Annotated in this window: 32 protein-coding genes; 26 read left to right on the plus strand and 6 right to left on the minus strand. The window is 71.9% G+C overall.

The window, feature by feature from the left end; all coding sequences use genetic code 11:
* Positions 1–44 precede the first annotated feature (44 nt).
* A complete protein-coding gene (locus tag JSX79_RS01270; protein ID WP_229084824.1) occupies positions 45–2255 on the plus strand; it encodes an NADP-dependent isocitrate dehydrogenase in 2211 nt (736 codons plus the stop codon).
* A gap of 148 nt (positions 2256–2403) precedes the next feature.
* On the opposite strand, the gene JSX79_RS01275 is transcribed toward JSX79_RS01270, so the two are convergent.
* Entirely contained in the window at positions 2404–2859 is a 456-nt protein-coding gene (locus JSX79_RS01275; RefSeq protein ID WP_229084829.1) for a DUF3817 domain-containing protein, read from the minus strand.
* Positions 2860–2948: 89 nt separating this feature from the next.
* On the opposite strand from JSX79_RS01275, the gene JSX79_RS01280 reads away from it, so the two are divergent.
* Positions 2949–3725 carry a ThuA domain-containing protein gene (locus JSX79_RS01280; protein ID WP_229084831.1) on the plus strand — a complete coding sequence of 259 codons (777 nt, stop codon included), beginning with the start codon at positions 2949–2951 and terminating at the stop codon, positions 3723–3725.
* Positions 3722–4852: a GAF domain-containing protein gene (locus tag JSX79_RS18530; RefSeq protein WP_229084833.1), complete on the plus strand. Its 1131-nt coding sequence runs from the start codon at positions 3722–3724 to the stop codon at positions 4850–4852. The genes JSX79_RS01280 and JSX79_RS18530 overlap by 4 nt, the downstream gene beginning before the upstream one ends.
* 49 nt (positions 4853–4901) lie before the next feature.
* Here JSX79_RS18530 and JSX79_RS01290 read toward each other — a convergent pair whose 3' ends face one another.
* Positions 4902–5327 (minus strand): hypothetical protein, encoded by a 426-nt coding sequence (locus tag JSX79_RS01290; protein ID WP_071294170.1) that lies wholly within the window; start codon positions 5325–5327, stop codon positions 4902–4904.
* A gap of 90 nt (positions 5328–5417) precedes the next feature.
* Here JSX79_RS01290 and JSX79_RS01295 point away from each other — a divergent pair, with 90 nt between their 5' ends.
* The 8 genes from JSX79_RS01295 to JSX79_RS01330 all read left to right on the plus strand — a co-directional run bounded on the left by JSX79_RS01295 (position 5418) and on the right by JSX79_RS01330 (position 12400).
* Positions 5418–6080, plus strand: coding sequence for a ScbR family autoregulator-binding transcription factor (locus JSX79_RS01295; protein ID WP_229084835.1), 663 nt, complete (start codon positions 5418–5420; stop codon positions 6078–6080).
* Between the two features lie 129 nt (positions 6081–6209).
* A complete protein-coding gene (locus JSX79_RS01300; RefSeq protein WP_229084836.1) occupies positions 6210–7088 on the plus strand; it encodes an aminoglycoside phosphotransferase family protein in 879 nt (292 codons plus the stop codon).
* A gap of 60 nt (positions 7089–7148) precedes the next feature.
* Positions 7149–7760, plus strand: a complete 612-nt coding sequence (locus JSX79_RS01305; RefSeq protein WP_139199256.1) for a hypothetical protein — start codon at positions 7149–7151, stop codon at positions 7758–7760.
* Positions 7757–8452 carry a DinB family protein gene (locus tag JSX79_RS01310; protein WP_229084838.1) on the plus strand — a complete coding sequence of 232 codons (696 nt, stop codon included), beginning with the start codon at positions 7757–7759 and terminating at the stop codon, positions 8450–8452. The genes JSX79_RS01305 and JSX79_RS01310 overlap by 4 nt, the downstream gene beginning before the upstream one ends.
* Positions 8453–8660: 208 nt before the next feature.
* Positions 8661–9308 (plus strand): ABC transporter permease, encoded by a 648-nt coding sequence (locus JSX79_RS01315; RefSeq protein WP_070417568.1) that lies wholly within the window; start codon positions 8661–8663, stop codon positions 9306–9308.
* Positions 9295–10563 carry an ABC transporter ATP-binding protein gene (locus JSX79_RS01320; protein WP_070417569.1) on the plus strand — a complete coding sequence of 423 codons (1269 nt, stop codon included), beginning with the start codon at positions 9295–9297 and terminating at the stop codon, positions 10561–10563. Before JSX79_RS01315 ends, JSX79_RS01320 begins: the two co-directional genes overlap by 14 nt.
* Positions 10560–11321 carry an ABC transporter permease gene (locus JSX79_RS01325; RefSeq protein WP_229084839.1) on the plus strand — a complete coding sequence of 254 codons (762 nt, stop codon included), beginning with the start codon at positions 10560–10562 and terminating at the stop codon, positions 11319–11321. The genes JSX79_RS01320 and JSX79_RS01325 overlap by 4 nt, the downstream gene beginning before the upstream one ends.
* A complete protein-coding gene (locus tag JSX79_RS01330; RefSeq protein ID WP_229084841.1) occupies positions 11318–12400 on the plus strand; it encodes a glycine betaine ABC transporter substrate-binding protein in 1083 nt (360 codons plus the stop codon). The genes JSX79_RS01325 and JSX79_RS01330 overlap by 4 nt, the downstream gene beginning before the upstream one ends.
* Before the next feature lie 169 nt (positions 12401–12569).
* On the opposite strand, the gene JSX79_RS01335 is transcribed toward JSX79_RS01330, so the two are convergent.
* Entirely contained in the window at positions 12570–13199 is a 630-nt protein-coding gene (locus JSX79_RS01335; protein ID WP_071294165.1) for a TetR/AcrR family transcriptional regulator, read from the minus strand.
* A gap of 80 nt (positions 13200–13279) precedes the next feature.
* Between JSX79_RS01335 and JSX79_RS01340 the strand changes: the two genes are divergently transcribed.
* The 3 genes from JSX79_RS01340 to JSX79_RS01350 are packed head-to-tail and all read left to right on the plus strand — an operon-like array spanning position 13280 to position 15836.
* Positions 13280–14008, plus strand: a complete 729-nt coding sequence (locus tag JSX79_RS01340) for an ABC transporter ATP-binding protein (protein WP_070417572.1) — start codon at positions 13280–13282, stop codon at positions 14006–14008.
* Entirely contained in the window at positions 14005–15282 is a 1278-nt protein-coding gene (locus JSX79_RS01345; protein WP_071294164.1) for an ABC transporter permease, read from the plus strand. Before JSX79_RS01340 ends, JSX79_RS01345 begins: the two co-directional genes overlap by 4 nt.
* A 26-nt stretch (positions 15283–15308) precedes the next feature.
* Positions 15309–15836: a GNAT family N-acetyltransferase gene (locus JSX79_RS01350; RefSeq protein ID WP_229084844.1), complete on the plus strand. Its 528-nt coding sequence runs from the start codon at positions 15309–15311 to the stop codon at positions 15834–15836.
* 32 nt (positions 15837–15868) lie between these two features.
* On the opposite strand, the gene JSX79_RS01355 is transcribed toward JSX79_RS01350, so the two are convergent.
* Positions 15869–16144: a hypothetical protein gene (locus JSX79_RS01355; protein ID WP_229084846.1), complete on the minus strand. Its 276-nt coding sequence runs from the start codon at positions 16142–16144 to the stop codon at positions 15869–15871.
* Between the two features lie 103 nt (positions 16145–16247).
* Between JSX79_RS01355 and JSX79_RS01360 the strand changes: the two genes are divergently transcribed.
* From JSX79_RS01360 to JSX79_RS01405, 10 genes are all read left to right on the plus strand, one after another.
* Complete coding sequence (locus tag JSX79_RS01360; protein WP_071294162.1) at positions 16248–16919, plus strand: hypothetical protein; 672 nt, start codon at positions 16248–16250, stop codon at positions 16917–16919.
* A gap of 365 nt (positions 16920–17284) precedes the next feature.
* Positions 17285–18730 (plus strand): NAD(P)/FAD-dependent oxidoreductase, encoded by a 1446-nt coding sequence (locus JSX79_RS01365; protein ID WP_229084849.1) that lies wholly within the window; start codon positions 17285–17287, stop codon positions 18728–18730.
* A 2-nt stretch (positions 18731–18732) separates the two neighbouring features.
* Complete coding sequence (locus JSX79_RS01370) at positions 18733–19176, plus strand: SRPBCC family protein (RefSeq protein ID WP_092385440.1); 444 nt, start codon at positions 18733–18735, stop codon at positions 19174–19176.
* Positions 19177–19298: 122 nt separating this feature from the next.
* Positions 19299–19808 (plus strand): hypothetical protein, encoded by a 510-nt coding sequence (locus tag JSX79_RS01375; protein ID WP_229084851.1) that lies wholly within the window; start codon positions 19299–19301, stop codon positions 19806–19808.
* A gap of 249 nt (positions 19809–20057) precedes the next feature.
* Entirely contained in the window at positions 20058–20789 is a 732-nt protein-coding gene (locus JSX79_RS01380; RefSeq protein WP_229084853.1) for a bifunctional 2-polyprenyl-6-hydroxyphenol methylase/3-demethylubiquinol 3-O-methyltransferase UbiG, read from the plus strand.
* A complete protein-coding gene (locus JSX79_RS18535) occupies positions 20786–22594 on the plus strand; it encodes an alpha/beta fold hydrolase (protein ID WP_229084859.1) in 1809 nt (602 codons plus the stop codon). Before JSX79_RS01380 ends, JSX79_RS18535 begins: the two co-directional genes overlap by 4 nt.
* Positions 22591–23193 (plus strand): hypothetical protein, encoded by a 603-nt coding sequence (locus tag JSX79_RS01390; protein WP_071302419.1) that lies wholly within the window; start codon positions 22591–22593, stop codon positions 23191–23193. Before JSX79_RS18535 ends, JSX79_RS01390 begins: the two co-directional genes overlap by 4 nt.
* Positions 23190–23357, plus strand: coding sequence for a hypothetical protein (locus JSX79_RS01395; protein ID WP_022905510.1), 168 nt, complete (start codon positions 23190–23192; stop codon positions 23355–23357). The genes JSX79_RS01390 and JSX79_RS01395 overlap by 4 nt, the downstream gene beginning before the upstream one ends.
* 71 nt (positions 23358–23428) lie before the next feature.
* Positions 23429–23587: a hypothetical protein gene (locus JSX79_RS01400; RefSeq protein ID WP_156794815.1), complete on the plus strand. Its 159-nt coding sequence runs from the start codon at positions 23429–23431 to the stop codon at positions 23585–23587.
* A gap of 30 nt (positions 23588–23617) precedes the next feature.
* Positions 23618–23782 (plus strand): hypothetical protein, encoded by a 165-nt coding sequence (locus tag JSX79_RS01405; protein WP_156794816.1) that lies wholly within the window; start codon positions 23618–23620, stop codon positions 23780–23782.
* A 107-nt stretch (positions 23783–23889) separates the two neighbouring features.
* Here JSX79_RS01405 and JSX79_RS01410 read toward each other — a convergent pair whose 3' ends face one another.
* On the minus strand, positions 23890–24252 hold the full coding sequence (locus tag JSX79_RS01410) for a hypothetical protein (protein ID WP_070419333.1): 363 nt from the start codon (positions 24250–24252) through the stop codon (positions 23890–23892).
* Positions 24253–24483: 231 nt separating this feature from the next.
* Between JSX79_RS01410 and trpS the strand changes: the two genes are divergently transcribed.
* Positions 24484–25524, plus strand: coding sequence for a tryptophan--tRNA ligase (gene trpS / locus JSX79_RS01415; RefSeq protein WP_229084861.1), 1041 nt, complete (start codon positions 24484–24486; stop codon positions 25522–25524).
* Here the strand turns inward: trpS and JSX79_RS01420 are convergent.
* A complete protein-coding gene (locus JSX79_RS01420) occupies positions 25505–26326 on the minus strand; it encodes a shikimate 5-dehydrogenase (RefSeq protein WP_229084866.1) in 822 nt (273 codons plus the stop codon). The two genes, trpS and JSX79_RS01420, sit on opposite strands and share 20 nt — an antisense overlap.
* Positions 26327–26461: 135 nt before the next feature.
* Here JSX79_RS01420 and JSX79_RS01425 point away from each other — a divergent pair, with 135 nt between their 5' ends.
* Positions 26462–26653, plus strand: a complete 192-nt coding sequence (locus JSX79_RS01425) for a PspC domain-containing protein (RefSeq protein ID WP_229084868.1) — start codon at positions 26462–26464, stop codon at positions 26651–26653.
* Positions 26654–26666: the final 13 nt, after the last annotated feature.

The raw sequence follows: 26666 nt of genomic DNA on the forward strand, positions 1-26666 counted from the left end.
TAGCGTGGACGTACCGACGGTCGAACAAGGGAGTACCCGCCAGCATGGCCAAGATCATCTACACCCTCACGGACGAGGCGCCGTTCCTCGCCACCCACTCCTTCCTCCCGGTCATCCAGGCCTTCGCCGGCACCGCAGGTGTCGACGTCGAGACCCGCGACATCTCGCTCTCGGGCCGGATCATCGCCCAGTTCCCGGAGCGGCTCACCGCCGAGCAGCGCCTGGACGACGCCCTCGCCGAGCTCGGGGACCTCGCGAAGACCCCCGAGGCGAACATCATCAAGCTGCCGAACATCTCGGCGTCGATCCCGCAGCTCAAGGCCGCGATCAAGGAGCTCCAGGCGCAGGGCTACGACCTGCCGGACTACCCCGACGAGCCGACGACCGACGACGAGCGCGACGCCCGCGCCCGCTACGACCGCACCAAGGGCAGCGCCGTGAACCCGGTCCTGCGCGAGGGCAACTCCGACCGCCGCGCACCGCTCTCCGTCAAGAACTACGCCCGCAAGCACCCGCACCGCATGGGCGCCTGGAGCCACGACTCGAAGACGAACGTCGTGACGATGGGCACGGACGACTTCCGCTCGAACGAGCAGTCCTGGATCGCCCCCGCCGACGACGTCCTGACGATCGAGTTCGTCGGTGCCGACGGCGAGACCACGGTCCTCAAGCAGTCGATCCCCGTCCTCGCGGGCGAGGTCGTCGACGGCACGGTGCTGCACGTCCGCGCGCTCGAGGCCTTCCTGCAGGACCAGATCCGCGCGGCGCAGGAGCAGGGCATCCTGTTCTCGGTGCACCTCAAGGCCACGATGATGAAGGTCTCCGACCCGATCATCTTCGGCCACGTCATCCGGGCGTTCTTCCCGAGCGTCTTCGAGCGCTTCGGCGCCGACCTCGCCGCCGCCGGGCTCAACCCGAACGACGGCCTCGGCTCGATCCTCGCCGGGCTCGACGCCGTGCCGAACGGTGCGGAGATCAAGCAGGCGTTCGCGGACGGCATCGACGCGGGCCCCGAGCTCGCGATGGTCGACTCCGACAAGGGCATCACGAACCTGCACGTCCCGAGCGACGTCATCGTGGACGCCTCCATGCCCGCGATGATCCGCACCTCGGGCCACATGTGGGGTCCGGACGGCGAGGAGCACGACACCCTCGCGGTCATCCCGGACTCGAGCTACGCCGGCATCTACCAGGCCACGATCGAGGACTGCCGCGCCAACGGTGCGTTCGACCCGGCCACCGTGGGCTCGGTGCCGAACGTCGGCCTGATGGCGCAGAAGGCCGAGGAGTACGGCTCGCACGACAAGACCTTCGAGGTCCCGGCAGCCGGCCGCGTCCGCGTGGTCACGAGCGGCGGTGAGACGGTCATCGAGCACGAGGTCGAGGCCGGTGACATCTGGCGCGCCTGCCAGACCAAGGACGTCGCGATCCGCGACTGGGTGAAGCTCGCCGTGACGCGTGCCCGTGCGACCGGCTCCCCCGCGGTGTTCTGGCTCGACGAGACCCGTGCGCACGACGCGAACCTCATCGGCCTGGTGCGGACGTACCTCGCCGAGCAGGACACCGACGGGCTGCAGATCGAGATCCTCACCCCCGAGGACGCGATGCGCTTCTCGCTCGAGCGCATCCGCCGCGGCGAGGACACCATCTCCGTCACGGGCAACGTGCTCCGCGACTACCTCACCGACCTGTTCCCGATCATGGAGCTCGGCACCTCGGCGAAGATGCTCTCCGTCGTCCCGCTCCTCGGCGGCGGCGGCCTGTTCGAGACCGGTGCCGGTGGTTCGGCGCCGAAGCACGTGCAGCAGCTCGTCGAGCAGAACTACCTGCGCTGGGACAGCCTCGGTGAGTTCCTCGCCCTCGCGGTCAGCCTCGAGCACCTCGCCGGTGTGACGGGCAACGAGCGGGCGAAGATCCTCGGCGAGACGCTCGACCGTGCGACCGGCACGTTCCTCGACGAGGACAAGTCGCCGGGGCGCAAGCTCGGGTCGATCGACAACCGCGGCAGCCACTTCTACCTGGCGAAGTACTGGGCCCAGGAGCTCGCGGCGCAGACGACCGACGCCCAGCTCGCCTCGGCGTTCGCCGAGATCGCGGCGACGCTCGACGAGCAGGAGTCGACGATCGTCGAGGAGCTGAACAGCGTGCAGGGGCACCCGGCGGATATCGGCGGGTACTACCGTCCGGACGACGCCAAGACGAGCGCCGTGATGCGCCCGTCCGCCACGTTGAACGGGATCCTCGCCGCGCTGTAGCCGCGAGACGCACGAACAGGAGGCGCGGTGCCGGCTGGCACCGCGCCTCCCGTCCGTCGTGTGGTCGCGACCCGGGCCGCGCTTCGTGAGCGGGAATGGTCGGGTCCGCATCACGAACCCGACCGTTCCTGCTCACGAAGGCAGCGCGTCAGCCGCGGGACGGGACGGGCGGGCCGGCGGCCAGCAGCGCCACGAACACCAGGGCGACGGCGACGACGCCGATGAGGATCGACACCGCCGGGTGCCGCACCACGAAGAACAGCAGGCGGTCCCAGAAGCCGACGCGCCCCTCGGCACCGTGGCGCCACGGACCCTCGAGCATCCCGCGCCGGGCCACGGCGACCTCGAACGGCACCGTCGCGTACGGCACGACGGCACTCGCCCACCCGAGCACGAGCGCTCCGGCAGACCACCGCTGGTTCACCGCGACGACGGTCGTCACGACGAGGTACGCCAGGAACACGAACCCGTGCACCCCGCCCCCGATCCGGACGCCCCAGTCGCCGGCACCGAGGCCGTACTTGAGCACCATCCCGGCGATGAGCATGGTCCAGGTCACGAGTTCGGCGACCGCGGCGGCGCGGAACAGGGAGCGGGGAGTCATGCGGACATCGTCGCGGACGCCTCCCGGGAAAGCCCCGACACTCCGGTGGTCGTATCGATTCGACGACCAGGCGGACTAGCGTGGGAGCCATGTCGACGCCGACCGAATCCCGTCCCCTGAACATCGTCGTCTGGAACGAGAACGTGCACGAGAGCCGGGGTGACGAGACCGTCGTCGGGCACTACCCCGACGGCATGCACACCGTGATCGCCGCCGCGCTCCGCGAGCACCACCCCGACGCGACCGTGAGCACGGCCACCCTCCAGGAGCCCGACCACGGCATCACCGCCGAGCGCCTGGCCACCACCGACGTCCTGTTCTGGTGGGGCCACGCCGCCCACGACGAGGTCAGCGACGCCGTCGTCGACCTCGTGGTCGATGCCGTGCACGCGGGCATGGGCCTCGTGGTGCTGCACTCCGGGCACTACTCGAAGCCGTTCAAGCGCCTGATGGGCACGACCTGCTCCCTGAAGTGGCGCAACGACGGGGAGCGCGAGCTCGTCTGGACCGTGGCGCCCGAGCACCCGATCGCCGCGGGCGTCCCGCACCCGATCGTCATCGACCGCCAGGAGATGTACGGCGAGTACTTCGACATCCCGCGCCCGGACGAAGAGGTCTTCCTGTCGACGTTCGCCGGCGGCGAGGTCTTCCGCTCGGGCGTCGCCTACCGCCGGGGCCTCGGGAAGGTCTTCTACTTCTCCCCCGGTGACCAGGAGTACCCGGTGTACCACCACCCGGACATCCAGCGGGTGCTGTCGAACGCGGCCGCGTGGGCGGCGCCGGTGTCCGAGCGACGCGAACTGACCGCCGACCCCCACCCGCGGGACTGGTTCCTGGGCGAGGGTGCGGGTAGACAGGACGGGTGACCCACCTCGACGCCGCAGCGCACCGGTCGGCCGTGGTCGAGGCGCTCGGCGTCCTCGGCAGCGGCCCCGAGGAGCGCTTCGACCGCATCACCCGCATGACGCAGGAGGCCTTCGGGGTCCCGCTGTCCTTCCTCAACCTCGTGCACGACGGGCTCGTCACGGCGCAGTCCACGCAGGGCTGGCGTCAGGGCGGCAGCGCTCCGGCGGAGCAGGTGTTCTGCTCGACGACGGTCCTGACCGACGAGCCGATGGTGGTGCCGGACGCGACGCTCGACCCGCGGTTCGCCCACCTCGCCGCGGTCACCGAGCAGGGCATCCGGTTCTACGCGGGCGCGCCGCTGTCGATGCTCGACGGCACGCGCGTCGGCACGCTCTGCATCATGGACGCGGCGCCGCGCACGCTGACGGCCGAGGACATCGACCTGCTCCGCGACCTCGCGCGCTGGGCGGAGCGGGAGCTCGGGCACACGATCGAGCGCGACCGGGTCCGGCGGGTCGTGGAGGGCCTCGTCCCCGGACCCGTCGAGGTCCCCGGGTACTCGCTGGAGGTGCTGACGCTCCCCCGCGAGGACTCCGGCGACGTCGCGGACTGGCGGGTCGCCGCCGACGGCCGCCTGCACTGCACCGTCGGAGCCGTCCCGGCAGCCGGTCGCGCCTCGGCGCTGCTGGCAGCAGCGGTCCGGGCAGCCGTGATCGCGCGGACCGACGTCGACATGGAGACCGCGATCGTCGGCCTGGAGGTGCAGGTCGCCGCCGACCTGTCGGCTGCGGACACCGTCGGGTCGCTCTTCCACCTGCGGCTCGACCCCGCGTCGGGTCACGTCGTGTACGGGGACGCCGGGCACGGCCTCGCGGCCGTCGTGCGCGCGGACGGCGGTGCCGCGGTGCTCCGGTCGCACGACCTGCCGATCGGCCTGCAACCGGACGGGACGCCGCGGACCCCCGGTGCGCTCGACCTCGTGTCGGGAGACCGTGTCGTGCTGTGCACCGACGGACTGCTGGCCGCGGTCGGGGACCTCGACACGCTGATCGGATGGGTGCGGGCCGCCGACGACACCGCGAGCCTGGTCGACCGGGTCCGGGGTGTCGCCACGGCCGGCACGCTCCTCGTCCTCACGCGCGACTGAGCGCGACGAGCCGCCCGCGCCCGCGACGGACCGCCAGCGCCCGCGGTCGTCAGCGCTGCGCGGGCTTCGCGGTCAGGGACACGACCAGCAGCGTCGCGAGCATCCCGAACCCGGCGAGCTCGATCCCGAGGCCGGCGAGCTGCCAGTAGGCGCTCCCCACGACCTGCGGCTGCGTGATCGACTCCGGCCACCACCCGTTGATGAACGGGATCGACGCCGGGAACGGATCGAGGCCGAACACGACGAGCCCGCCGAGCAGGAGCACCACCCCGAGTGCCGCCATCGCACCCCGCGACCCTCGGAGCATCCGGGCGACGAGCGCCGCGGCGATGCCGGCCAGCCCGACCACGGCGATCGCGAACGCCAGCACGACGACGGTCTGCGGCGCCAGCGCGACCCAGTCGAGCACGGCGATCGGCAGCAGCAGCCACCGACCCGTCCGTGCCCAGCGCACCGGGTTCCGCCATCCGTCCATGCCGGGAACCGTACGACAGCCGACCGGGGAGGTTCCCGGACGTCACCCGGACACCGCCTGGGACGGCCGCATCGGTACGCTTGCAGGATCATGGCGCAGGACGGTGGCACGCGGCAGCAGCGGGCGGTCGCCACCCGTGCCGCGATCCTCGACGCGGCGGCGGGCGAGTTCGACGAGCGCGGGTACCTCGGCACCTCGATGGACGCCGTCGCCGAGCGGGCCGGCCTCACCAAGGGTGCGCTGTACTTCCACTTCACGTCGAAGGCCGACCTCGCCGGCGCGGTGATCGCCCGGCAGCACGAGGTCTCCCGGCGGTACGGCGAGGCGGCGGCCGCCCGCGGGACGACCCCGCTCGAGGTGCTCATGTGGATGTCCCAGGGCCTCGCGTCGCAGATGATCCACGAGACCGTCGTGAGCGCCGGCATCCGTCTGTCCACCGAGGCCGCGACGGCGGACGTGGCCCGGCAGGACCCGTACGCCGACTGGATCGCCGTGGTGACCGACCTCGTCCGACAGGGCATCGACGTCGGCGAGGTCGACCCCGCGTGGGACCCGGAACTCGTCGGCCGCGTCGTCATCCCCGCCTACACGGGGGTGCAGACCGTCTCGGACGTCCTCGCCGACCGTGCGGACCTGTACGTCCGGCTCCGTGAGCTCTGGACGGTCCTGCTCGCGGCGATCGTCTCCGACCGGGTGCGCCCCGAGATCCCCCGGCTCGTCGCGCTCATCGCCCCGCTGCCCGACGACGGTTGACCCGACCGCCACGCGACGCGGGTCCCCCCATGGACACCCACGTCGCTGGTCCCTCGAGGCTACCGAGCGCCCATCCCGCCCGGCTCTCCCCAGTTCACGGGTGTGCGCGCCCCCGGCTACCCTGACCCGATGGCCACTCCCGCCGCCGAGGTCGACGTCGACGTCCCGCTCGTCGCCGCCCTGCTCCGCGACCAGCACCCGGACCTCGCGGACCTCCCGCTCGCGATCGTGGCGAGCGGCTGGGACAACGTCGTGGTCCGGCTCGGCGAGCTGCTCGCCGTGCGGCTCCCCCGCCGGGCGGCCGCTGCGGCGCTCATCGAGCACGAGCAGCGGTGGTTGCCGGAGATCGCGCACCGGGTGGCGGCGATCGTGCCCGTCCCCGATCCGGTCCGCACCGGACGCCCGGCCCTCGGGTACCCGTGGTCGTGGAGCGTCGTCCGCTGGCTGCCCGGCACCCCGGCGGGCGAACGCGCCGGCGGCGTGCAGGTGGCCGAGGCGCTCGCCGCGTTCGTCGAGCTGCTGCACGTCCCCGCGCCGCCGGACGCTCCCGTGAACCCCGTCCGCGCGGTGCCGCTCGCCACCCGCAGCGACAGCGTCCTGACGCGACTCGCGACGGCGGACGTGCCCCGGGCCCGTGAACTCGCGGCAGTCTGGCGGACCGCGGCGGCGCTGCCCGCGTACGCCGGGCCTCCCGTCTGGGTGCACGGCGACCTGCACCCCTTCAACGTGCTCGTCGACACCGCGCCGGACGGCGGGACCCGCCTGGCGGCGGTCGTCGACTTCGGCGACGTGACGGCGGGCGACCCGGCCGTCGACCTCGCCACCGCGTGGCTCACGCTCGACCGGGAGGCGCGGCGCACCTTCCGCGCGCGCGTCGCGGCCGACGACGACACCTGGGAACGGGCGCGTGCCTGGGCCGTCTCGATCGGTTCGGCACTCCACCTGTCCGACGACCGCGCGTTCCGCGCGGTCGCACGCCGGGTGATCGGAGAAGTGCTGGACGACTGAGTCCGCGCGGGGCTATCGTGACCGCACCAATCCGTGCACGTGAAGATCGGAGGGGCCGTCATGACCCTCGAGTTCCGCGTCCAGCACGACGTCGCCACCGACGCCTCTCCCGTCCCGTCCACCCCGACCCGCACCGGCTTCCGCGGGCTCCTCGACCGGTTCTCCGCACGCCGTTCCGCTGCGCGCGACCGTCGCGTCGAGGCCCGGTTGCAGGAGCTGGACGACCTCGCCCGGCTGCTCTCCGGGGCGCGCGGCGTCATCGAACGGGGGTGGATCCAGCACGCGTGGTTCGCGTACGTCGACGAGCACGGTCGGATGCGGAAGGCCTCCAGTGCCGCGGCGATGGACGTGCAGGGCCGCCCCCTCGTCGCCGCGTGCCTGGTCGGCTCCGTGGTCTCCGCTGCCGGTGGCCCGCACGCCGTGCACTCGCAGCAGGTCCAGCGCGCCCTCGACCTGGTGTGGCACGCCCTCGCCGTCGACGAGGGACAGCCGGTCCTCTGGTGCCCGGCGCCGGACGTCCGGATGGGGCGGGTCCGCGACCTGACCAGCTGGAACGACGCCCCGGCGCGGAACTCCGGCGAGGTCGCCGGGCTCCTGCTCACCGCCGAACGGGTCGCCGTGCAGGAGTCGGAGCGCGTCCGCGAGCGTTCGGTGGCACGATCGAGGGCATGACGAGCGCCGACCCGGTCCCCGAGGTCCACCCCGCACCGGCAGCACCGACCATCGCCTCGAGCGGTGGCTCGATGCTGTCGGACGAGGGGTCGACGACCGGCATCGACGCCGAGGTCCTCAAGCGGACGCTGCACCGGTACCTGCAGAAGCACCGCGCGGCACTGGTCGCCAAGCTCGACGGGCTCGCCGAACGGCAGGCGCGGTGGCCGGTCACGCCGACCGGGACGAATGTGCTCGGTCTCGTGAAGCACGTCGCGGGCGTGCAGGCCATGTACTTCGGCGAGGTCTTCGGACGCCCGCTGCCGGACCCGCCCGCCTGGCTCGAGTCCGAGGACGGCGACGACATGTACGCGACGCTCGACGAGACCCTGGACGACGTCGTCGCGTTCCACCACCGCAGTGCCGCGCACGCCGACGCCACGATCGAGGCGCTCGACCTCGACGCCCGCGGGGTCGTTCCTTGGTGGCCGGAGGACCGCCGGCGGGTGACCCTGCACCGGATCCTCGTGCACATGGGGTACGAGACGGCCCGGCACGCGGGGCACGCCGACATCGTGCGCGAGATGCTCGACGGGCTCGCGGGCGACGGGGACGGCAACCTCGCCGAGAAGACAACGGACGAGTGGGTCCTCTGGCGCGAGCACCTCGTCGACGTCGCCGAGCGGTCGGGACTCCGCGGCCTCGGCGCATAGCCGACGACTGCTCGGGATCGTTACCGTTCTCCCAGGGTCGGGGCGCTGCACCTGTCCTGACCGGGTGTTTCCGGCTTCGCGGATCCGCAGGGAGTCGCTCCGGCGCCCGTCCCCGGTTGTGCGGTGACCCGGCCCCCTGCGTAGGTTCGAACCCACTTGTGCCCCGACCCGTGGGCAGTTCGGCCGACCGGAGGGGAGCGTTCTGCGCGTGTTCCAGTACATCGGGGAGCGGTGGGACCAGATCTGGTTCGCGTCGTGGCAGCACTTCTCACTGGTCGTCCAGTGCACGGTGCTCGCGACGCTCATCGCCGTGGTCCTCGCCACACTCGTCTACCGCAGCGAACGGCTCACCTCCGTCGCGAACGGGGTCTCGGCGATCGGCCTGACGCTCCCGTCCTTCGCGGTCATCGGCCTGCTCATCGTGCCGCTCGGCTTCGGCGTCGTGCCGTCCGTGGTGACGGTCGTCTTCTTCGCCACGCTGCCGATCCTGCGCAACGCCGTCGTCGGCCTCGCCGAGATCCCGCCGACGGTCGTCGAGTCGGCGCGGGGCATCGGCATGAGCCGGTTCCGGACCCTGCTCCAGGTCGAGCTGCCGATGGCGTGGCCGATCATCCTCAGCGGTGTGCGGGTGTCCGCGCAGATGGTGATGGGCATCGCCGCGATCGCCGCCTACGCGCTCGGCCCCGGGCTCGGCGGTTTCATCTTCTCCGGGCTGTCCCGCCTCGGCGGTGCGAACGCCCTCTTCTCCGTGACGGTCGGGGTGGTGGGGGTCGTCCTGCTCGCCCTCGTCCTCGACCTGCTCCTCCTCGGCCTCGGCCGTCTGACCATCTCGAGAGGTATCCGTGTCCAGCACTGACTCCGCCACCACCACCGCTCCCGCCGGCGACGTCACCGGCCGCCGCATCCTGCTCGACGAAGTCACGAAGCGGTACCCCGGTCAGACGAAGCCCGCGGTCGACGGCATCACGCTCGAGATCCCGGCCGGCAAGATCGTCATGCTCGTCGGCCCGTCCGGCTGCGGCAAGACGACCACGCTCAAGATGATCAACCGCCTGATCGAACCGACCGAGGGACGCATCGTCGTCGGTGAGGACGACGTCACGGGGATCGACGCGGACGAGCTCCGTCGCCGCATGGGCTACGTGATCCAGGCCGGCGGACTCTTCCCGCACATGACCGTGGCGGCGAACATCGCGATCGTCCCGAAGATGCTCGGGTGGTCGAAGGAGAAGATCGCGGCCCGCGTCGACGAGCTCCTCGACCTCGTCTCGCTCGACCCCGACACCTACCGCGACCGGTTCCCCCGCGAGCTCTCCGGCGGCCAGCAGCAGCGTGTCGGCGTCGCCCGGGCGCTCGCCGCGGACCCGCCCGTCCTGCTCATGGACGAGCCGTTCGGCGCGGTCGACCCGATCACCCGCCAACGCCTGCAGGACGAGCTCCTCCGCATCCAGGAGGAGCTGCACAAGACGATCGTCATCGTGAGCCACGACTTCGACGAGGCCGTGAAGCTCGGCGACTGGATCGTGATCTTCACCGAGGGTGCCCACATCGTGCAGTACGACACCCCGGAGCGGATCCTCGCGGAGCCGGCGAACGAGTTCGTCGAGAACTTCATCGGGTCCGGCGCCGGGCTCAAGCAGCTCACGCTGAACCGGGTCCGCGACGTCGAGCTCGCCCCCGCGGTGACCTGCTCGCCGGGCGAGGAGGCGAAGGCCGTGCTGCAGCGCATGCAGGAGGCCGGTGGCCACGGGCACGCCGTCGTCGTCGACCGCCGACAGCGTCCGATCGGGTGGCCGACGCGTCGTCAGCTCGAGCGGCTCGACCGGATCCCGGAGGGCATCGAGCCCGACCTGCCCGTCGTGGGCGGGGCCGCCACCCTGAACGACGCGCTCGACACCATGCTCGTGTCGAGCGCCGGCGCCGCACTCGTGACCGGCCGCGGCGAGGCGTTCCAGGGCGTCATCACCGTCGAGACGGTCATGGACGCGATCACCCGGTCGCGCGCCGCCGCCGCCCAGGAGCAGGCCTACACGCCGGTCGGGACGAACACGAACCCGATCGAGACCATGCCGTCGTCGCCCGTGGTGGCGACCAGCGGGGAGGACCTGTGAGCGCGGTCGCCGCCGGGGCGGGGACGGGCAGCCGCACCGGGTGGAAGGGGCTGCTCGTGCAGCCGATCGCCATCCTCGTGGTGCTCGCCGGGTTCGCGGTCTGGCTCGCCACGGCGGACCTCACGCCGACCGAGCGCACCACGCTCAACCCGGCGGACATCCTCGCGCTCACCGGGCAGCACCTCGTGCTGACCCTCGAGTCGACCGTGCTCGTGCTCGTGATCGGCATCCCGCTCGGCGTCCTGCTCACCCGCGGGCCGCTCCGTCGTGCGAGCGTGTACGTGCTCGCCGTCGCCAACTTCGGGCAGGCGGCACCGGCCGTCGGGCTCATCGTGCTGCTCGCCGCGTGGCTCGGCCTGAACTCGTGGTCGGCCGTCGTCGCCCTCGTGCTCTACGCGATCCTGCCGGTGCTCCGGAACACCATGATCGGCATCCAGAGCGTCGACTCGCGGTTGGTCGAGGCCGGGCGGGGCATGGGCATGAGCGCGATCAGCGTGCTCATGAAGGTCGAGCTGCCGCTGGCCGTGCCGGTCATGCTCTCCGGCATCCGCACCGCGCTGGTGCTGCTCGTCGGCACCGCGAGCCTGGCGACGTTCGTCGGCGCCGGTGGCCTCGGACTGCTCATCACCACGGGCGTGAACCTGTTCCTGCCGAAGGTCCTCGTCTCCGGGGCGCTCCTGGTGGCGCTCCTCGCCCTGTCCATCGACTGGATCGGCCGCGTGGTCGAGACGGTCGCACGACCGAAGGGACTCCGATGACCCACGGGACCCACGCTCTGCACGCGACCCACGACGTGCCGCGCGCCGATCTGCGGGGCGCACGCCGCGCCTCCCGTCCGACCGTCCGTCGCCGGGTCGCGACCGCCACCGCCGTGGCGGGCGCGGCCGCCCTCGTGCTCACCGGCTGCGGCCTGCAGCCGGCGACGTCCTTCGTCCCCGCCGCGGACCCCGGTTCGATCCAGCGCATCGACGACCTGCCGGACGGCGCGCACATCACCGTGACCTCGAAGAACTTCACCGAGCAGCTGGTGCTCGGCAAGATCGCCGTGCTCGCCGCGAAGGCCGCCGGGTTCGACGTCACCGACGAGACGAACGTGCCGGGCAGCGTCGCCGTCCGCGAGCTGATGACCTCGCACGGCGCCGACTTCACGTACGAGTACACGGGCACGGCCTGGCTGACCTTCATGGGCCACAGCGAGGGCATCCCGGACAAGACCGAGCAGTGGGAAGCGGTGAAGAAGGAGGATGCCGGCAACGGCCTCACCTGGCTCGAGCCGGCGCCGATGAACAACACGTACGCCTTCGCCGTCCGCGACGAGGCCGTGTCGGAGCTCGGCGACATCACGACGCTCTCCGACATCACGAAGCTCCCCGTCAGCGAACGCACGTTCTGCGTCGAGTCCGAGTTCAACTCCCGTGCCGACGGCTTCAAGCCGATGCTGAAGAAGTACGGGCTCGAGCTCGGCGGCTCGGGCGACAACGGCATCCCGACGAAGAACGTCAGCATCCTCGACACCGGCACGGTCTACACCGCGACCGATCGTGGCAAGTGCAACTTCGGCGAGGTCTTCACCACCGACGGCCGCATCAAGTCGCTCGGGCTCACCGTGCTCGAGGACGACAAGGGCTTCTTCCCGGCGTACAACGTCGCGCCCGTGCTCGACTCGGCGACGCTCAAGGAGTACCCGCAGCTCGAGGACGTCTACGACCAGATCTCGCCGAAGCTCACGGACGCCGTGCTGCAGGAGCTGAACCGGCAGGTCGACGTCGAGGGTCGGGAGCCCGCCGACGTCGCCTTCGACTGGATGGTCAAGGAGGGCTTCATCACGAAGCCGTGACGCGGGCGCGGCGCGCGGCGCGCGCCGCGCGGCGCGCTCGCATCGTGAGCAGAAATGGTCGGGTCCCCGAGCGGCACCCGACCATTTCTGCTCACCATCCGGCGGACGGGAGGCCCGTGATGCGACGGACGGGAGGCGCGTGGCGGCCCCGCCCCGCGCCTCCCGTCCGCTACTGGCCCGTGATGCGGGCCGCGGTGTCGCGGATCGTGGCGACCACCCGTGCGCGGACCTCCTCCGGGTCCGACCCCTCGTGGCGCGCCGAGCTCCGCAGCCCGGTCATGCACATGCCGAGCAGCATCTCGGCCGCCTGGGGCGTGGCCGCGTCCGGACCCCAGGCCGGGTCCCGCTCGAGGATCGTCCGGACCGCGCCCGTCATCGCCTCGGCGACCGTGGTCATCCGGGACACCTGGCGGCGCATGAGCTGCGGGAAGCGCACGATCACCTCCTTCCGGGCGAGCCGCTCGTGCTCGTCACCGAAGGACTCCCCGAACACCAGGAACGCCAGGTCCACCACGGCCTGCGCCGCGGGCTCCCCCGCGACGGCGGCCAGGTGGGCGTCGAGCGTCTCGGGCGCGAGGTCGAGTTCGGTGTGCCCGAGGACCGCGTCCTCCTTGCTCTCGAAGTAGTTGAAGAACGTGCGCGGGGAGACCTCGGCGCGCGCGGCGATCTGCTCGATCGTGGTGCGGTCGATGTCCTGTTCGAGCGCGAGGGAGCGTGCCGCCTCGGCGATCCGGTGCCGGGTCTCGAGGCGTTTGCGGTCGCGGAGGCCCATCTCGGAGGCGGGCGCGGTGTCGGGCATGGCCCGACTGTAACCGGAACGTCACATCGTTTACAGCAAACGCAAACTTGCAGTCGTGCAGCGGACAGTACGGTGGGCGCATGACCACTCCCGTGCTCGAGGCCCGTGGCCTCGCCAGGACCTACGGCCGCGGCGCGACGCGGTTCGACGCGCTCAAGGGGGTGTCGCTGCAGGTGAACCAGGGCGAGAGTCTCGCGATCGTCGGCAAGTCCGGCTCCGGGAAGTCCACGCTCATGCACCTCCTCGCGCTGCTCGACAAGCCGTCGGCGGGCCAGGTGCTCCTCGACGGCACCGACGCCGCGACGCTCAGCGCGCGGCAGGTGAACCGCACGCGGAACAGCACCTTCGGGTTCGTCTTCCAGCAGTTCTTCCTCACGCCGAAGACCTCGGTGCTCGAGAACGTCGTGCTCCCGTTGAAGATCGCCGGCGTCTCCGGTGCCGAGCGGAAGCGCCGGGGCATGGCCGCACTCGACGCCCTCGGCCTGGCCGACAAGGCGAAGAACGACGCCAACGACCTGTCCGGCGGGCAGAAGCAGCGCGTGGTCATCGCGCGTGCACTCGTCGGGGAGCCGAGCGTCATCTTCGCGGACGAGCCGACCGGCAACCTCGACACGAACACCGGGCAGGTGGTCGAGGACATGCTCTTCGGGCTGCAGCGCGACCGGGGCATCACCCTCGTGGTCGTCACCCACGACGAGGAACTCGCCGAACGCTGCGACCGGCGCGTCAACGTGCGCGACGGACTCATCGTGGGCGGGAGCGACGATGCCGTCGACGCGCCGGCCACCCACGGAAGGCACTCCGCATGAACGTCCTCGACCTCTTCCGCACCGCGGTCGCGAACACCTTCCGGTCGAAGCTGCGCACGACGCTGACGGTCATCGCGATCTTCATCGGCGCGTTCACGATCACCCTGACCTCGGCCATCGGCACGGGCGTCAGCAACTACATCGACACCCAGGTGGCCTCCATCGGCGACACCGGGTCGCTGACGATCACCAAGGCCGTCGAGTCGTCGACCGACTCCGGGCCGGCGAAGTACGACCCCGACGAGTCGAGCCAGAGCGTGGACCGCGGGCCGGCCTCGTTCGCGTACCTGTCCCAGTCGGACGTCGACAAGATCACGGACGTCTCGGGGGTGAAGAGCGTCCGCCCCGCCGTCGCACTGAGCACGAAGTGGGTCGAGTACGACGGGAAGGGCAAGTACGTCGTCGACATCGCCGCCAACGCCGGGGAGCTCGACGCCGACCTCGCCGCCGGGAAGCAGCTCGACGACGCGTCCTCCGCCGGCAACCAGGTGCTCCTGCCCACGAACTACCTGGAGAACCTCGGGCTCGGCAGCGCGAAGGCCGCCGTGGGCAAGGAGCTGACCGTCGCGGTCGACGACTACCAGGGCAAGGAGCACACCCTGACCGCCACGATCGCGGGGGTGCAGAACGAGTCGCTGTTCGGCGGCGGCGCCGGTGCGAACGCCGCGCTCACCGACGCGATGCAGGCCGCGCAGGAGACCGGCAAGCCCTCGTCGATCGCCACCTCGTACGCCAGCGCCACCGCCACGCTCGACAGCGGTGCGTCGGCCAGCAGCGTGAAGAGCGCCCTGTCGAAGGACGGCTACACCGGGCAGACCATCCAGGACCAGCTCGGCCAGTTCCAGACGGTCATCAACGGCATCGTCGGCGTGCTCAACGCCTTCGCCGTGATCGCGCTCGTCGCGGCCGGGTTCGGCATCATCAACACGCTGCTCATGAGCGTGCAGGAGCGCACCCGTGAGATCGGGCTGATGAAGGCGATGGGCATGGGCGGCGGGAAGGTCTACACGCTGTTCTCGCTCGAGGCCGTGTTCATCGGGTTCCTCGGCAGCGCGATCGGTGCGGGCGTGGCGATCCTGCTCGGCACGGGGATCTCGAACGTCCTCGCCGGGACCGTCCTCAAGGACCTGCCGGGGCTGCAGATCATGCAGTTCGCGCCGTCCTCGGTGATCACGATCATCCTCGTGGTGATGTTCATCGCCTTCCTCGCGGGCACGCTGCCGGCGCGTCGGGCGGCCCGGCAGAACCCGATCGAGGCGCTCCGGTACGAATAGCGGAGCGCGTGCCTAGTCTCTGAGGGGTGGCGGCGTTCGGACGGGACCTCGGGGACGGGTACACGCTGACGCTGCGCGACCTCACCACCGTCCGGCCGCTGCACGAGCTCGTCGTCGCGAACGCGGACCGGCTCCGTGCCGCGGAGCCGTGGGCGTGGCAGGAGCAGACCGTCGAGACGATCGGCCTGCACACCGAACACCTGCTCGGCCAGTACGCGATGGACCGCGCGCTGCCCTGCGTCATCCGGCAGGACGACCGGGTCGTGGGTGCCGCCTCGATCGCCTTCGACCCGTACCTGGGGCAGGTATCGCTCGGCTACTGGGTGGACGCGGGCCAGGAGGGACGGGGTGTCGCCCGGCGCGCCGCCACCGTCCTCGTCGGGGTGGCCCGGGCGCGGGGCGCCGCGCGTGCTGAGATCCGGACGGCGGTCGACAACGTGCGCAGCCGGGGCCTCGCCGAGCGGCTCGGCTTCACGCACGAGGGCACCCTGCGGAGCGCGATGCCCCTGGGGCCGGTGCGGGTGGACGTCGCCGTGTACGGCCTCGTGTTCTGAGCGGGCAGCTCCGGGGCCCAGGGCCGACCGGGTCAGCGGCCCTGCGTCGCGCCCGACCACACGGCGAACGCGCCGCCCACCACGAGCAGCACGAGCAGCAGGATCCACACCGCCAGTGCGACGAGGTTCAGGAAGATCCCCCACCCGGCACGCCCGCGGGCGAACGGTTCGCGGCTCCGCGAGGCGACGCCGAGGCACAGCCCGACGATCGGCGCGACGAACGTCCAGCCGGCGAGCAACGAGCAGACGCCGAGGACGAGACTCGCCGTGCCGAGCCCGGTGCGGGGGGATTCCGAGTACGTGACCATGCACCCGACGCTACGGGTCCGTGGGAGGCGGGTCGTCCCTCCAGGGCCTGATCCGGGTCCACCTGCGGACGGATGGTCACCGGACGCCGGTATCGTCGACTGCATGGCCTTGTTCGGACGACGCAGCAAGCACGACGTGCGCGACCGACCCGTCAGTCAGGTCGAACTGAAGCGCGCCGTCGACGAGGGCTTCCTCATCGCGAAGGCCGCGGTCACCATCGCCGTGGGCAACCGGATCATCACGAACGCCCTCCGCGACGAGGGGTACTTCGACCACGCCGTCATCGCCGACGCCGCGCGCGAGGAACTCCACCGCATGGCCGAGGAACAGCGCGGCGACGCTGCCCGGATGCGCGAGATCCGCTCGAGGTCGAGCAAGCAGAAGGGCCGTTCGCGGCACCAGCACGACTACCGCCGCGGTGACGACCTCAAGCTCCGCACGCGTGAGGCGACGTACGAGCAGCTCGCGACGATGCTCGACAAGCGCCGGGACGACCAGGGTTTCGTCGACGGCATCGTCCTCGCCGCACGTGCCCGCGCCTGGGACGACATCGGCACGACCGTCGTCGGGCGGCTCGGGTGGGCGCAGCGTCCGGCGGACGACTACGAGGTCGGGCGGGACGACCGGCTGCAGCAGATGCTCGACGAGGACTTCGCGGCGCTGCTGGCGGAGCACCCGGTGGGATCGACCCCGGTGGACGCCGACGAGCCCGACGCAGCGGACGCGGGCGACGACGGGTCGGACCCGGCGGACCCGGACGCGGCGCGCGTCTGACCGGACCGGCCATCGGCGCGCAGCGATCTCGACGGCGTCGCGGCCCGTCGCCGCCAACCGGCCCGCGCCTGATGCCCGGCACCTCGATCCACGCGCTGCGGCTCGGAGCGGATCTGCTGAAGTCGTCCGCACCGTGACCGTTCCGGTTCGCGGATCACGGGGTTCGCGAACCGGAACGGTCATCTGCAGGACCGGGAACGGCCGTGGAACGGACGCGATGACGGGCTGCACGCGGGGGGCGTGGCAGACCCGCGCCTCCGGGGCGCCGAACGGTGCGGAGCGCGCCTCGATCACCGGTAGCCGTGAGGGGGATGCGGGTGCGCTGCCCGAGACGGCGCGCAGCAGCGGTCCCTAGGCTCGGGGGCATGGTGGATGCGGTGGTCGTCGGAGCCGGACCGAACGGACTCGCGGCGGCGGTGACGCTCGCGCGTGCCGGCCTGTCGGTCGAGGTCGTCGAACGCGCCGACACGATCGGCGGTGGTGCGCGGACCGCCGAACTCACGCTGCCCGGGTTCCTGCACGACGTGTGCTCCGCCGTGCACCCGATGGCGCTGCAGTCCGAGTTCTTCCGGCGCTTCCGCCTCGAGGACCGCATCGAACTCCGCTTGCCCGAGGTCCAGTACGGGCACCCGCTCGACGGCGGCCGTGCCGGGATCGCGTACCAGGACCTCGCGCGCACCGCCGAGTCGCTCGGCATCGACGGCCCGGCGTTCCGGCAGCTCATGGCCCCCCTGTCCGGCAAAGCCGACCAGGTCGCCGACTTCGCCACCGGCGCCCTGCTGCACGTCCCACGGCACCCGCTGAGCGTCCTCCGGTTCGGGTTGCGGGCGCTGGAGCAGGGCACGAGTGCGTGGAACCTCCGTTTCCGCGACGAGGTCGCCCCCGCCATGGTCTCCGGCGTCGCGGCCCACTCGATCCAGCACATGCCGTCCCTCTCCACGGCCGCCGCCGCGCTGTCCCTCGGCGCCTACGCGCACGCGCGGGGCTGGCCCGTCCCGATCGGCGGCAGCCAGGCGATCGTCGACGCGCTCGCCGCCGACCTCGTCGCGCACGGCGGCCGGATCGAGACCGGGCGCGAGGTCCGCTCGCTCGCCGACCTCACCCCGGCCAAGGCGGTGCTGTTCGACACGAGCGTCCCCGGGATGCTGCGGATCGCCGGGAAGCAGATCCCGACGCCGCGACGTGGTGCCCTCCGGCGATTCCGGTTCGGCAACGCCGCTGCGAAGGTCGACTTCGCGCTCTCCGACCCGGTCCCGTGGACGAACGAGGCGCTCCGCCGCGCCGGCACGGTGCACATCGGCGGGACCCGCGCCGAGATCGCGGCCGCCGAGGGTGCGGTCGCACGCGGCCAGCACGCCGAGCGACCGTACGTGCTCGGCTCGGAGCCCACCGTGGTCGACCCGAGCCGCGCGCCCGCGGGCAAGCACGTCTTCTGGGCGTACGCGCACGTCCCCGCCGGGTCGGACGTCGACCAGACCGAGGCGATCACGCGGCAGATCGAGCGGTTCGCGCCCGGCTTCCGCGACACCGTCCTGCAGTCGAGCAGCCGCACCGCGGTCGAGATGGGCGCGTACAACCCGAACTACGTCGGCGGGGACATCGCCGCGGGTGCCGCGAGCTTCTGGCAGCTGGTCAAGCGCCCGGTGCTGTCGTCCGACCCGTGGCGCATGGGCGGCGGCATGTACCTCTGCTCCGAGGCGTCCGCCCCCGGCCCCGGTGTGCACGGCATGGCCGGCTGGCACGCGGCCCGGAGCGCCCTGCGGCACACGTTCGGGCTGCCCGAGCACGTCGATCTCACACCGGAGGACTGACCATGGCGAAGAACGTCCGCATCCTGCACTGCCGCCCGGAGGACGTCTTCGACGTGCTCGCGGACGGCTGGCTCTTCACGACGTGGGTCGTCGGCGCCTCGCGGATGCGCGGGCAGGACCCGGGCTGGCCAGCGGTCGGCACCCGCCTGCACCACTCGTTCGGCGTCTGGCCGCTCGTGATCGACGACGTGACGACGGTCCTCGAGTGGGACGCCCCGCACCGCATGGTCATCCAGCCGAAGGGGTGGCCCCTCGGCGAGGCCCGGGTGGAGCTCGTCGTCGAGGAGCACCGCCGTGGCTGCAAGGTCACCATCGTGGAGAATGCCGTGGCGGGGCCGGGCGCCTGGGTGCCGGACCTCCTGATGCAGCCGATGATCTGGATCCGCAACCGCGAGACGCTGCGGCGGCTCGGCTGGGTGGCCGCGGGTCGCGTCGCAACGTCCTGAGGGACGGGAGGCGCGGTGCGGGCCCGCACCGCGCCTCCCGTCCGTCCTGTGGACGCCTCGGCACCGGCCCCGCGAACGGGGACGCTGTGGCGGGGTCCTGGGTCCGCCAGACTGACCGGGACATGCTCGCTGCACCCGACCACCGCCCCCTCCGGCCCCGAAGCACGACCCTCGTGGTCGGCCTGGCGCTGATCGCCGCGACCGCCGTCTCCGGGTGCTCGCACCGAGTCGAGCCCGTAGGCCTCGACGATGCGTTCCCGGACTGGGCGAAGGGCGTGCAGGACCGCTGGGCGGGACAGCCGGGCGAACTCGGCAGCGGCACCGGCTCGAACGACTCGTCGAGCCGACTGTCCGTCGGTACCGGCGAGGACGGGGCACCTGCCCGGGTGAGGGTGTCGATCACGTGCCAGGGCGACGGCACCGTCCACATGGCGGTGTGGGCCGGCCGGATCGTGGACGGGGCCGAGAGCGGCAAGCGGCTCGCCTCGGGCGAGATCCGGTGCGGACACGACGAGGACCTGTACCTGCGCACCCGGAGCGAGTACGTCACCATCGGTCCGACGTCCGGGGACTCGACCGTCGGCTGGTACGCGGCCACCTACAACGACCTCGCGGCGACCGCCGCCGACTGACCGCGGGGCCGGGGTACACACCGGTCCACCGCGTGCCCGACCGACCCGATACGGTGCGGATCCGGCTGCTTCCCCGAGCTGGTGCGGTTCGACGCGGCGCACGCGCCGGGGCGGGGTGCCGACCGGACCTGGCGAACGCCTCCGAGCAGCCTGAGCGATCGTCGGGACTGGCGTGACTGAGCGGACGTACAGGCCTACCGTCCCTCGGTGTCGGGCCGAGGGAGCCCGGCGCCGAGGGGGGGTCGGGTCGTGCAGCACACGTACGGGCAGCAGTTCGCGGAGATCTACGACGACGTCTTCCCGCCGGACCCGGGCCTCGTCGAGGTACTCGCTTCCAGCGCACCGGCGACGGCGCTCGAGCTCGGCGTGGGGACCGGTCGCGTGGCGATCCCGCTCGCGCAGCGGGGCATCACCGTCACCGGCGTCGACCTGTCCGCCGAGATGCTCGACCGGTGCCGCGACGGCGCCGACGACGCCGGCGTCGACCTCGAGCTGGTGCAGGGCTCGATGACGGACCTCCGCCTCGGACGGCGGTTCGACCTGGTCTTCTGCGTCTGCGCGTCCATCTCGATGCTGCTGACCCGCGAGCACCAGCGCGAGACGCTCGCCACCGCGCGGGACCACCTCGCCGACGGCGGCCGGTTGGTCGTCGAGACGCACAACCCGGACGCGGTGCTCGGCCTGCACGGTGGACGTCGTCGTGAGACCTGGTTCGTCCCGTACCCGGGCGCCGGCCGTGGTCTGCAGACCTACGCGACCCTGGACGAGCCGACCGGACTCTGGCAGGTCAGTCACCTGTGGCACGACGGCGGACGGACGACCATCGGGAACGAGGTGAGCCTCCTCACACCGGTCGAGGTCTTGACGGGCCTCGGTACGGTGCTCGGGCTCGCGGTGCGGTCCGTGACGGGCGACCGGGACGGCGGTCCGGTGACGCCGGAGTCCCCCACGTACACGGTCGAGTTCGAGGTGGCATCGTGATCGGGTTCGTGGACCGCGTCGTCCGCGGTGTCGTCGACCGGTCGGCCGACCGCGGGAACGTGCTCGCCGCGACCGAGCGGGCCTCCGCGCTCGTGGTGCTGATGGGGAGTCTCGAGCACCTCGCGAACGCGGACAACCGCCGGACGGGCGGCCTGAACGACTGGACCCTGCTGCGGGGCTCCGCGCTCGTCCGCAACGAGCGACTGCGCCGCGTGCTCGACCGCGTCTACCGGCCCCGGGTGGTGACCGCGATGCACGGGCTCCGGGTGGCCGCCGCCCTCGTCCACCTGTCCCCGGTCCGCGACCGACGCGTCCGCGCCGCGGCGTCCGCCGTCACGGTGCTCACCGGCTACGCACTCGGGCCGCTGCACCACAACGGCGGCGACGGCAGCGACCAGGCGGCGTTCTTCACGCAGGCGCTGTCGGGTGTGGCCCGGGCCTCCGGACGACCCGCGACGGTGGACACCGCGCTGTGGGCGGTCGCGAGCCAGGCGACGCTGTCGTACCTCGTCTCGGGCTGGGTGAAGCTGATGGGTGAGCCCTGGCGGAACGGCTCGGCGCTGCTCGGGGTGATGCGCACGCGGACCTACGGTTCGGAGTGGGTGTGGCGGGTCCTACGCGACCGGCCGGCACTGGCGCGGGTGGGCGAGGTCGCCACGCTCGTCCTCGAGTGCGCGTTCCCGATCGTGTTCGTGCTCGGCCCGCGGATGCGCGTGGCGTACCTCGGCGCGATCGCCGGGATGCACCTCACCATCGCCGCGACCATGGGGCTCGGTCGGTTCCTCCCCGCGTTCCTCGCACTGCAGCCCGCGGTGCTCTACGTCACCGCGGACCGTCGATCGGTCGTGCCGCGTCGTCACGACGGGTTCCCGTGGGTCCTCGGCGTGATCGGGGCCGCGGTCGGGACGCAGGCCGTGGTCCGGCAGGTCGTGGACGCCCGGCGCAGTCGACGTCCCCGTGCCGGACAGACCGTGGTCGAGACGCCCACCGGATCGCGCCTGGCCGTGCGGTACCGGCCGGCGACCTCGGGCCCGGGCGCACCGCTGGTGGTGTTCGAGAACTCGCTCGTCGCGGTCCAGGAGTACTGGGACCCGATCATCGCGGAGCTCGGCGGCGACGTCGCCACGCTGACGTACGACCGTCCCGGCACCGGCGCGAGCACGGCACCCGGCGCGACGCTCGCCACCTACGCGGAGGACCTCCGCTTCCTCGTCGGCCGCCACGCCGACGACGGACCCCTCTGGCTCGTCGGGCACTCGTTCGGCGGGCACCTGCTCCGACGCCACGCGGCCGAACTCGGGCGCGACGTCGCCGGGGTGGTCCTCCTCGACCCGACCACCGGTTTCGTGGACCGACCCGACGAGGACGTCCTGACCGCCGTCCGGTCGCTCACCGACGGCTTCCCGCTGATGGAGTGGTCCCTGCGGACCGGCTGGGGATGGCTGCTCGACGCCACGACCTGGGCGATCCCCGCACGCCAGGGACGGACCGACGACCTGAGCCCCGTGTACCGGAACGCCCGACTGTGGCGCACCGGCCGTGCGGAGTGGCAGGCGGCGGAGCCGGACCTCGTCGCCGACCGACCCGGACGCCGTATCCCCGAGGGTGCCGACGTGCTCGTCGTCACGGCGAGCACGAGCGACGAACTCCAACCGGCCGTGAGCGCCGCGCACGAACGCGTCGCGCACGAGCACGACGGTCGCCGCGAGGTCGTCCGGTCCACCCACGACGGCCTGCTCGTCCACCCCGGACCGGTCCGACGGGTCGGTGCACTCGTCCGCGAGGCGATCGGGGTGGACCGATGAGCCGCCGCAGTGACGGTCGGGCCCTGCCCCTCGCGATCGGCCTCGCGCTCTGGATCATCGCGACGGTCATCGGCCAGCACCCGAACCGTCGGTTCGACCGGGTCCGGCAGGTCGACACCGCCGCGCTGCTCATCCCGAACTGGCGCTTCTTCGCACCGATCCCCGCCTCGATGGACTTCGAGCTGCTGCACCGCTACCGGCAGGACGACGTGGTCAGCGAGTGGACGCGGACCAAGGACGTCGCAGCACGCCGGCTCCGGCACATGCTGTGGTTCCCGGACCGGCGGGTCGACAAGGGCCTGTTCGACGTGGTCGGACGGTTCCTGGTGGCAGCGGAGCAGCTGCCGGACGGGTACGAGACGGGCGCCGACTACCGCGCGCTGCTCGCCTTCGTCCGCCGCGTCGTCGCCGCGCAGACCGGTGGTCGCGCCGATGCCGTCCAGTTCGCGATCGTCCGCACGGGCGGTCACGACGACACCGTGCCCGTCGAGGAGCTCTTCGCATCCCGACGGGAACCCATGCACGACGGGGACGGCCCCCGTCGGCAGCCGGACGCCGCCTCCGCAGCGTCCGCACGACCGAAGGAGGAGACCAGATGAACGCCAACACACGGACCGCGCTGTGGTTCGCAGCACCCGTCGTGCTCATCGCCATCGCGGTGGCGATACTCCTGTTCGACCTGCCCGGCTTCGCGTGGCTGTCGGTCCTGGTCGTGCTCGGCATCGCAGCCGCAGTCTTCGTCGTCTCGGCACGACGAGAGTGACCTCGGCCCACCGGGCCGGGAACCGGGCCCAGCGCCCGACCATCACCATCGCAGAACGGAAGGAATCCAGCATGACCACCATCGCCGACATCGCGTTCGACAGCGACCGCGGGCAGCGGTTCGCACCGGAGCAGCCCCTCGCCGCGACCCCGCTCGCAGCGCTCGCCGCCACCTCGGTCTTCACGGGTGCGGTCGCCGCGTACGCGGTCGAAGAGGCCGTCGGGAACTGATCAGCAGGACATCGAGGAAGGAAGCAGCGCATGCAGCAGACACGACAGCTCGACGCCGTCCCGTTCGACAGTGACGAGGCGACCACGTTCCGTGGTCTCCGTCCCGTCGCGGCCACCCCGGCAGCGGTGGCCTGGGCCGGCGCCGTCGTGGCGGCGGCCGGGGTCGGTGCCGCCATCGGGGACGCCGTCGACTGACGGAGCCGCGTGACGGCGCCGGTGGGCGCCGTGTGCGGGCAGGACGTGAGGCGCGGTGCCGGACGGTACCGTGCCTTCCGTCGTGGACGGTGCGGGTGTGCTCCGCGCTACGGCCGGGTGTCGACGAGCGCGACGAAGCGGCTGCCGATGCCCTCGACCTCGTGCCGGGTGAAGCCCGCGACGGGGTCCGGCGCCTGGTAGGGCTCGTGGTAGTCGCACATCAGGTGGTCCCAGTCGGGCCACCACTTCTTCGGACGTGCCTCTTCCGCGAAGCCGCAGACCACGCACTCGAGGCGGACCCAGACCTTCTTGGTGCCGGTGCGGTTGGCTCGGGACTGCACGAGCCAGGCGGGCGGGTCCTGCTCGATCGCCGTGAGTTCGGCCTCGCTGAGGTGCGAGGGGATCCCGTGCCGGGTCGCCATCTCGAGGGAGATGTCGAGCCGGACGGCGGCGTCACGTCGGGAGAGCATCCGACCAGCGTAGAGCGCCGACATCGAGCGGTGGGGACGGGTGTCGCTGCGCCGACGCTCACGCTACGATCCCGACATGCGTTCTCCTCGTTCTTCGTGGTGGCTGCGGTAGCAGCCTCCTGACGCATGGTCGCGGGCTGCACGGCAGCTCGCAGACCGCAGGACCGTCGTGCAGCCCTTTCTCTCGAGAGGGCAACTCCAGTGGACACGTTCACCGCCACACAACACCGCATGCACGACCTCGACGCCCGCATCCGGGCGCGACCGGACCGGTTCCGCGTCCTGACCGGCGAACGGCCGACCGGTCGGCTGCACCTCGGGCACTTCTTCGGCACGATCGCCGAGCGCGTCGCGCTGCAGCGGCGCGGCGTCGAGACCTTCCTGGTGCTCGCCGACTACCAGGTCATCACCGATCGGGACACCGCTGACCACGTCGCCTCGAACGTCCGCGAGGCGGTGCTCGACTACCTCGCGGCCGGACTCGACCCGGCCGCGACGACGGTCTTCACGCACTCGTCGGTGCCGGCGCTGAACCAGCTGCTGCTGCCGTTCCTCAGCCTCGTCACCGAAGCGGAGCTGCACCGCAACCCGACGGTGAAGGCCGAGGTCGCGGCATCCGGTCGCGCGCTCAGCGGCCTGATGCTCACCTACCCCGTCCACCAGGCCGCGGACATCCTGTTCTGCAAGGGCAACCTCGTCCCGGTCGGGAAGGACAACCTGCCGCACGTCGAGATGACACGGACGATCGCTCGGCGGTTCAACGACCGGTTCGGCGCGCTGTTCCCCGAGCCGGAACCGCTCGTCACGACGTCCCCCGAGGTCCCCGGTGTCGACGGCCGGAAGATGAGCAAGAGCTACGGCAACGCGATCGCGCTCGGCATGACCGACGACGAGACCGCGGACGTCATCCGACGGGCACGCACGGACGGTGATCGGCGCATCACCTTCGACCCCGAGCGCCGGCCGGGGGTCGCAGCGCTCCTCACGACCGCGGCGCTCTGCACGGGCTCGACCCCGGAGGCCATCGCCGACGGGATCGGCTCAGCGGGCGCGGCGGCGGTGAAGCGTGTCGCGGTCGAGGCGGTCAACGAGCGCTTCGCCGCGCACCGACGCCGTCGTGCCGAACTCGCTCGCGACCCGTCGATCGTCACCGCGGTGCTGGCGGCCGGGAACCGTCGGGCGAACGAGATCGCCGAGGCGACCCTCGACGAGGTCCGCACCCGGATGGGCATGCGGTACACCGACGAGCCGATCAGGCCTCGCTGCGACTGAACTCGCTCGCCCGGCGGACCTGGTCGTCCGTCAGCGCGACGCCCGTGTACCGCTCGAACTGCCGCGCCGCCTGCAGCGCGATCACCTCGGCACCGGTGATGACCTGCTTGTCCGCAGCGCGACCGGCGCGGATCAGCGGGGTCTCGGACGGGAACGCGACCACGTCGAACACGGTCGTCGCCGCCCCGACGCGATCCTGGTCGAAGGCGAGCGCGTCCTGCTGGTCGCCGCGCATGCCGAGGGGAGTGACGTTCACCAGGACGTCGGTGACCGGCGCGTCCCGCTCGTCGGCGACCCACTCGTACCCGTACTGCGCCGCGAGGGCCGGCCCCGCCTGCCCGTTGCGTGCGACCACGGTGAGGTCGTCGAACCCGGCACCCCGGAACGCCGCAGTGACCGCCTTGGCCATGCCGCCGGAGCCGCGGAGCAACACGTTCGCGGACGGATCGACGGCGTGCGAGGCGAGCAGCGACGCGACTGCCTCGTAGTCGGTGTTCGACGCCGTGAGGACGCCGTCGTCGTTCACCACGGTGTTGATCGACTCGATCGCCGCCGCGGACTCCTCGACGACGTCGACGAGCGGGATGATCGCTTCCTTGAAGGGCATCGAGACCGAGCAGCCGCGGATGCCGAGTGCCCGGATGCCGGTCACCGCGCCCGGGAGGTCGGTCGTGGTGAACGCCTTGTAGACGAACTCCAGCCCGAGCTCGTCGTAGAGGAAGTTGTGGAAGCGAGTGCCGATGTTGCTCGGTCGAGCGGCGAGTGAGATGCAGACCTGCATGTCCTTGTTGAGGATGGGCATGTCGTCAGTCTCCCATGGCAGCAGGGATGGAGCGGTCCACACAAGTCAGATGTGGAGGGGGTGGGGTTGTCCCCACCACGAACCCGGGTGTCCCCCGGATTCGATGTCGGATCGATCCTCCGTACCGTCGACGACATGAACACACTCATCCGCCCCCGCACCGGCCGCCTCCTCGCCGGGGTCTGTGCCGGCATCGCCGACCGGTTCGGCTGGTCCCGCACTCTCGTCCGCATCGCCTGGGTCGTCCTGAGCCTCTTCCCGGGGCCGCTCTGGATCGCCTACGTCGTCCTCTGCATCCTCATGCCGAACCAGGGCTCCCGGCGCTGATCCCCCACCCGTC

Source organism: Curtobacterium sp. GD1 (assembly GCF_020882855.1).
Taxonomy (GTDB): domain Bacteria; phylum Actinomycetota; class Actinomycetes; order Actinomycetales; family Microbacteriaceae; genus Curtobacterium.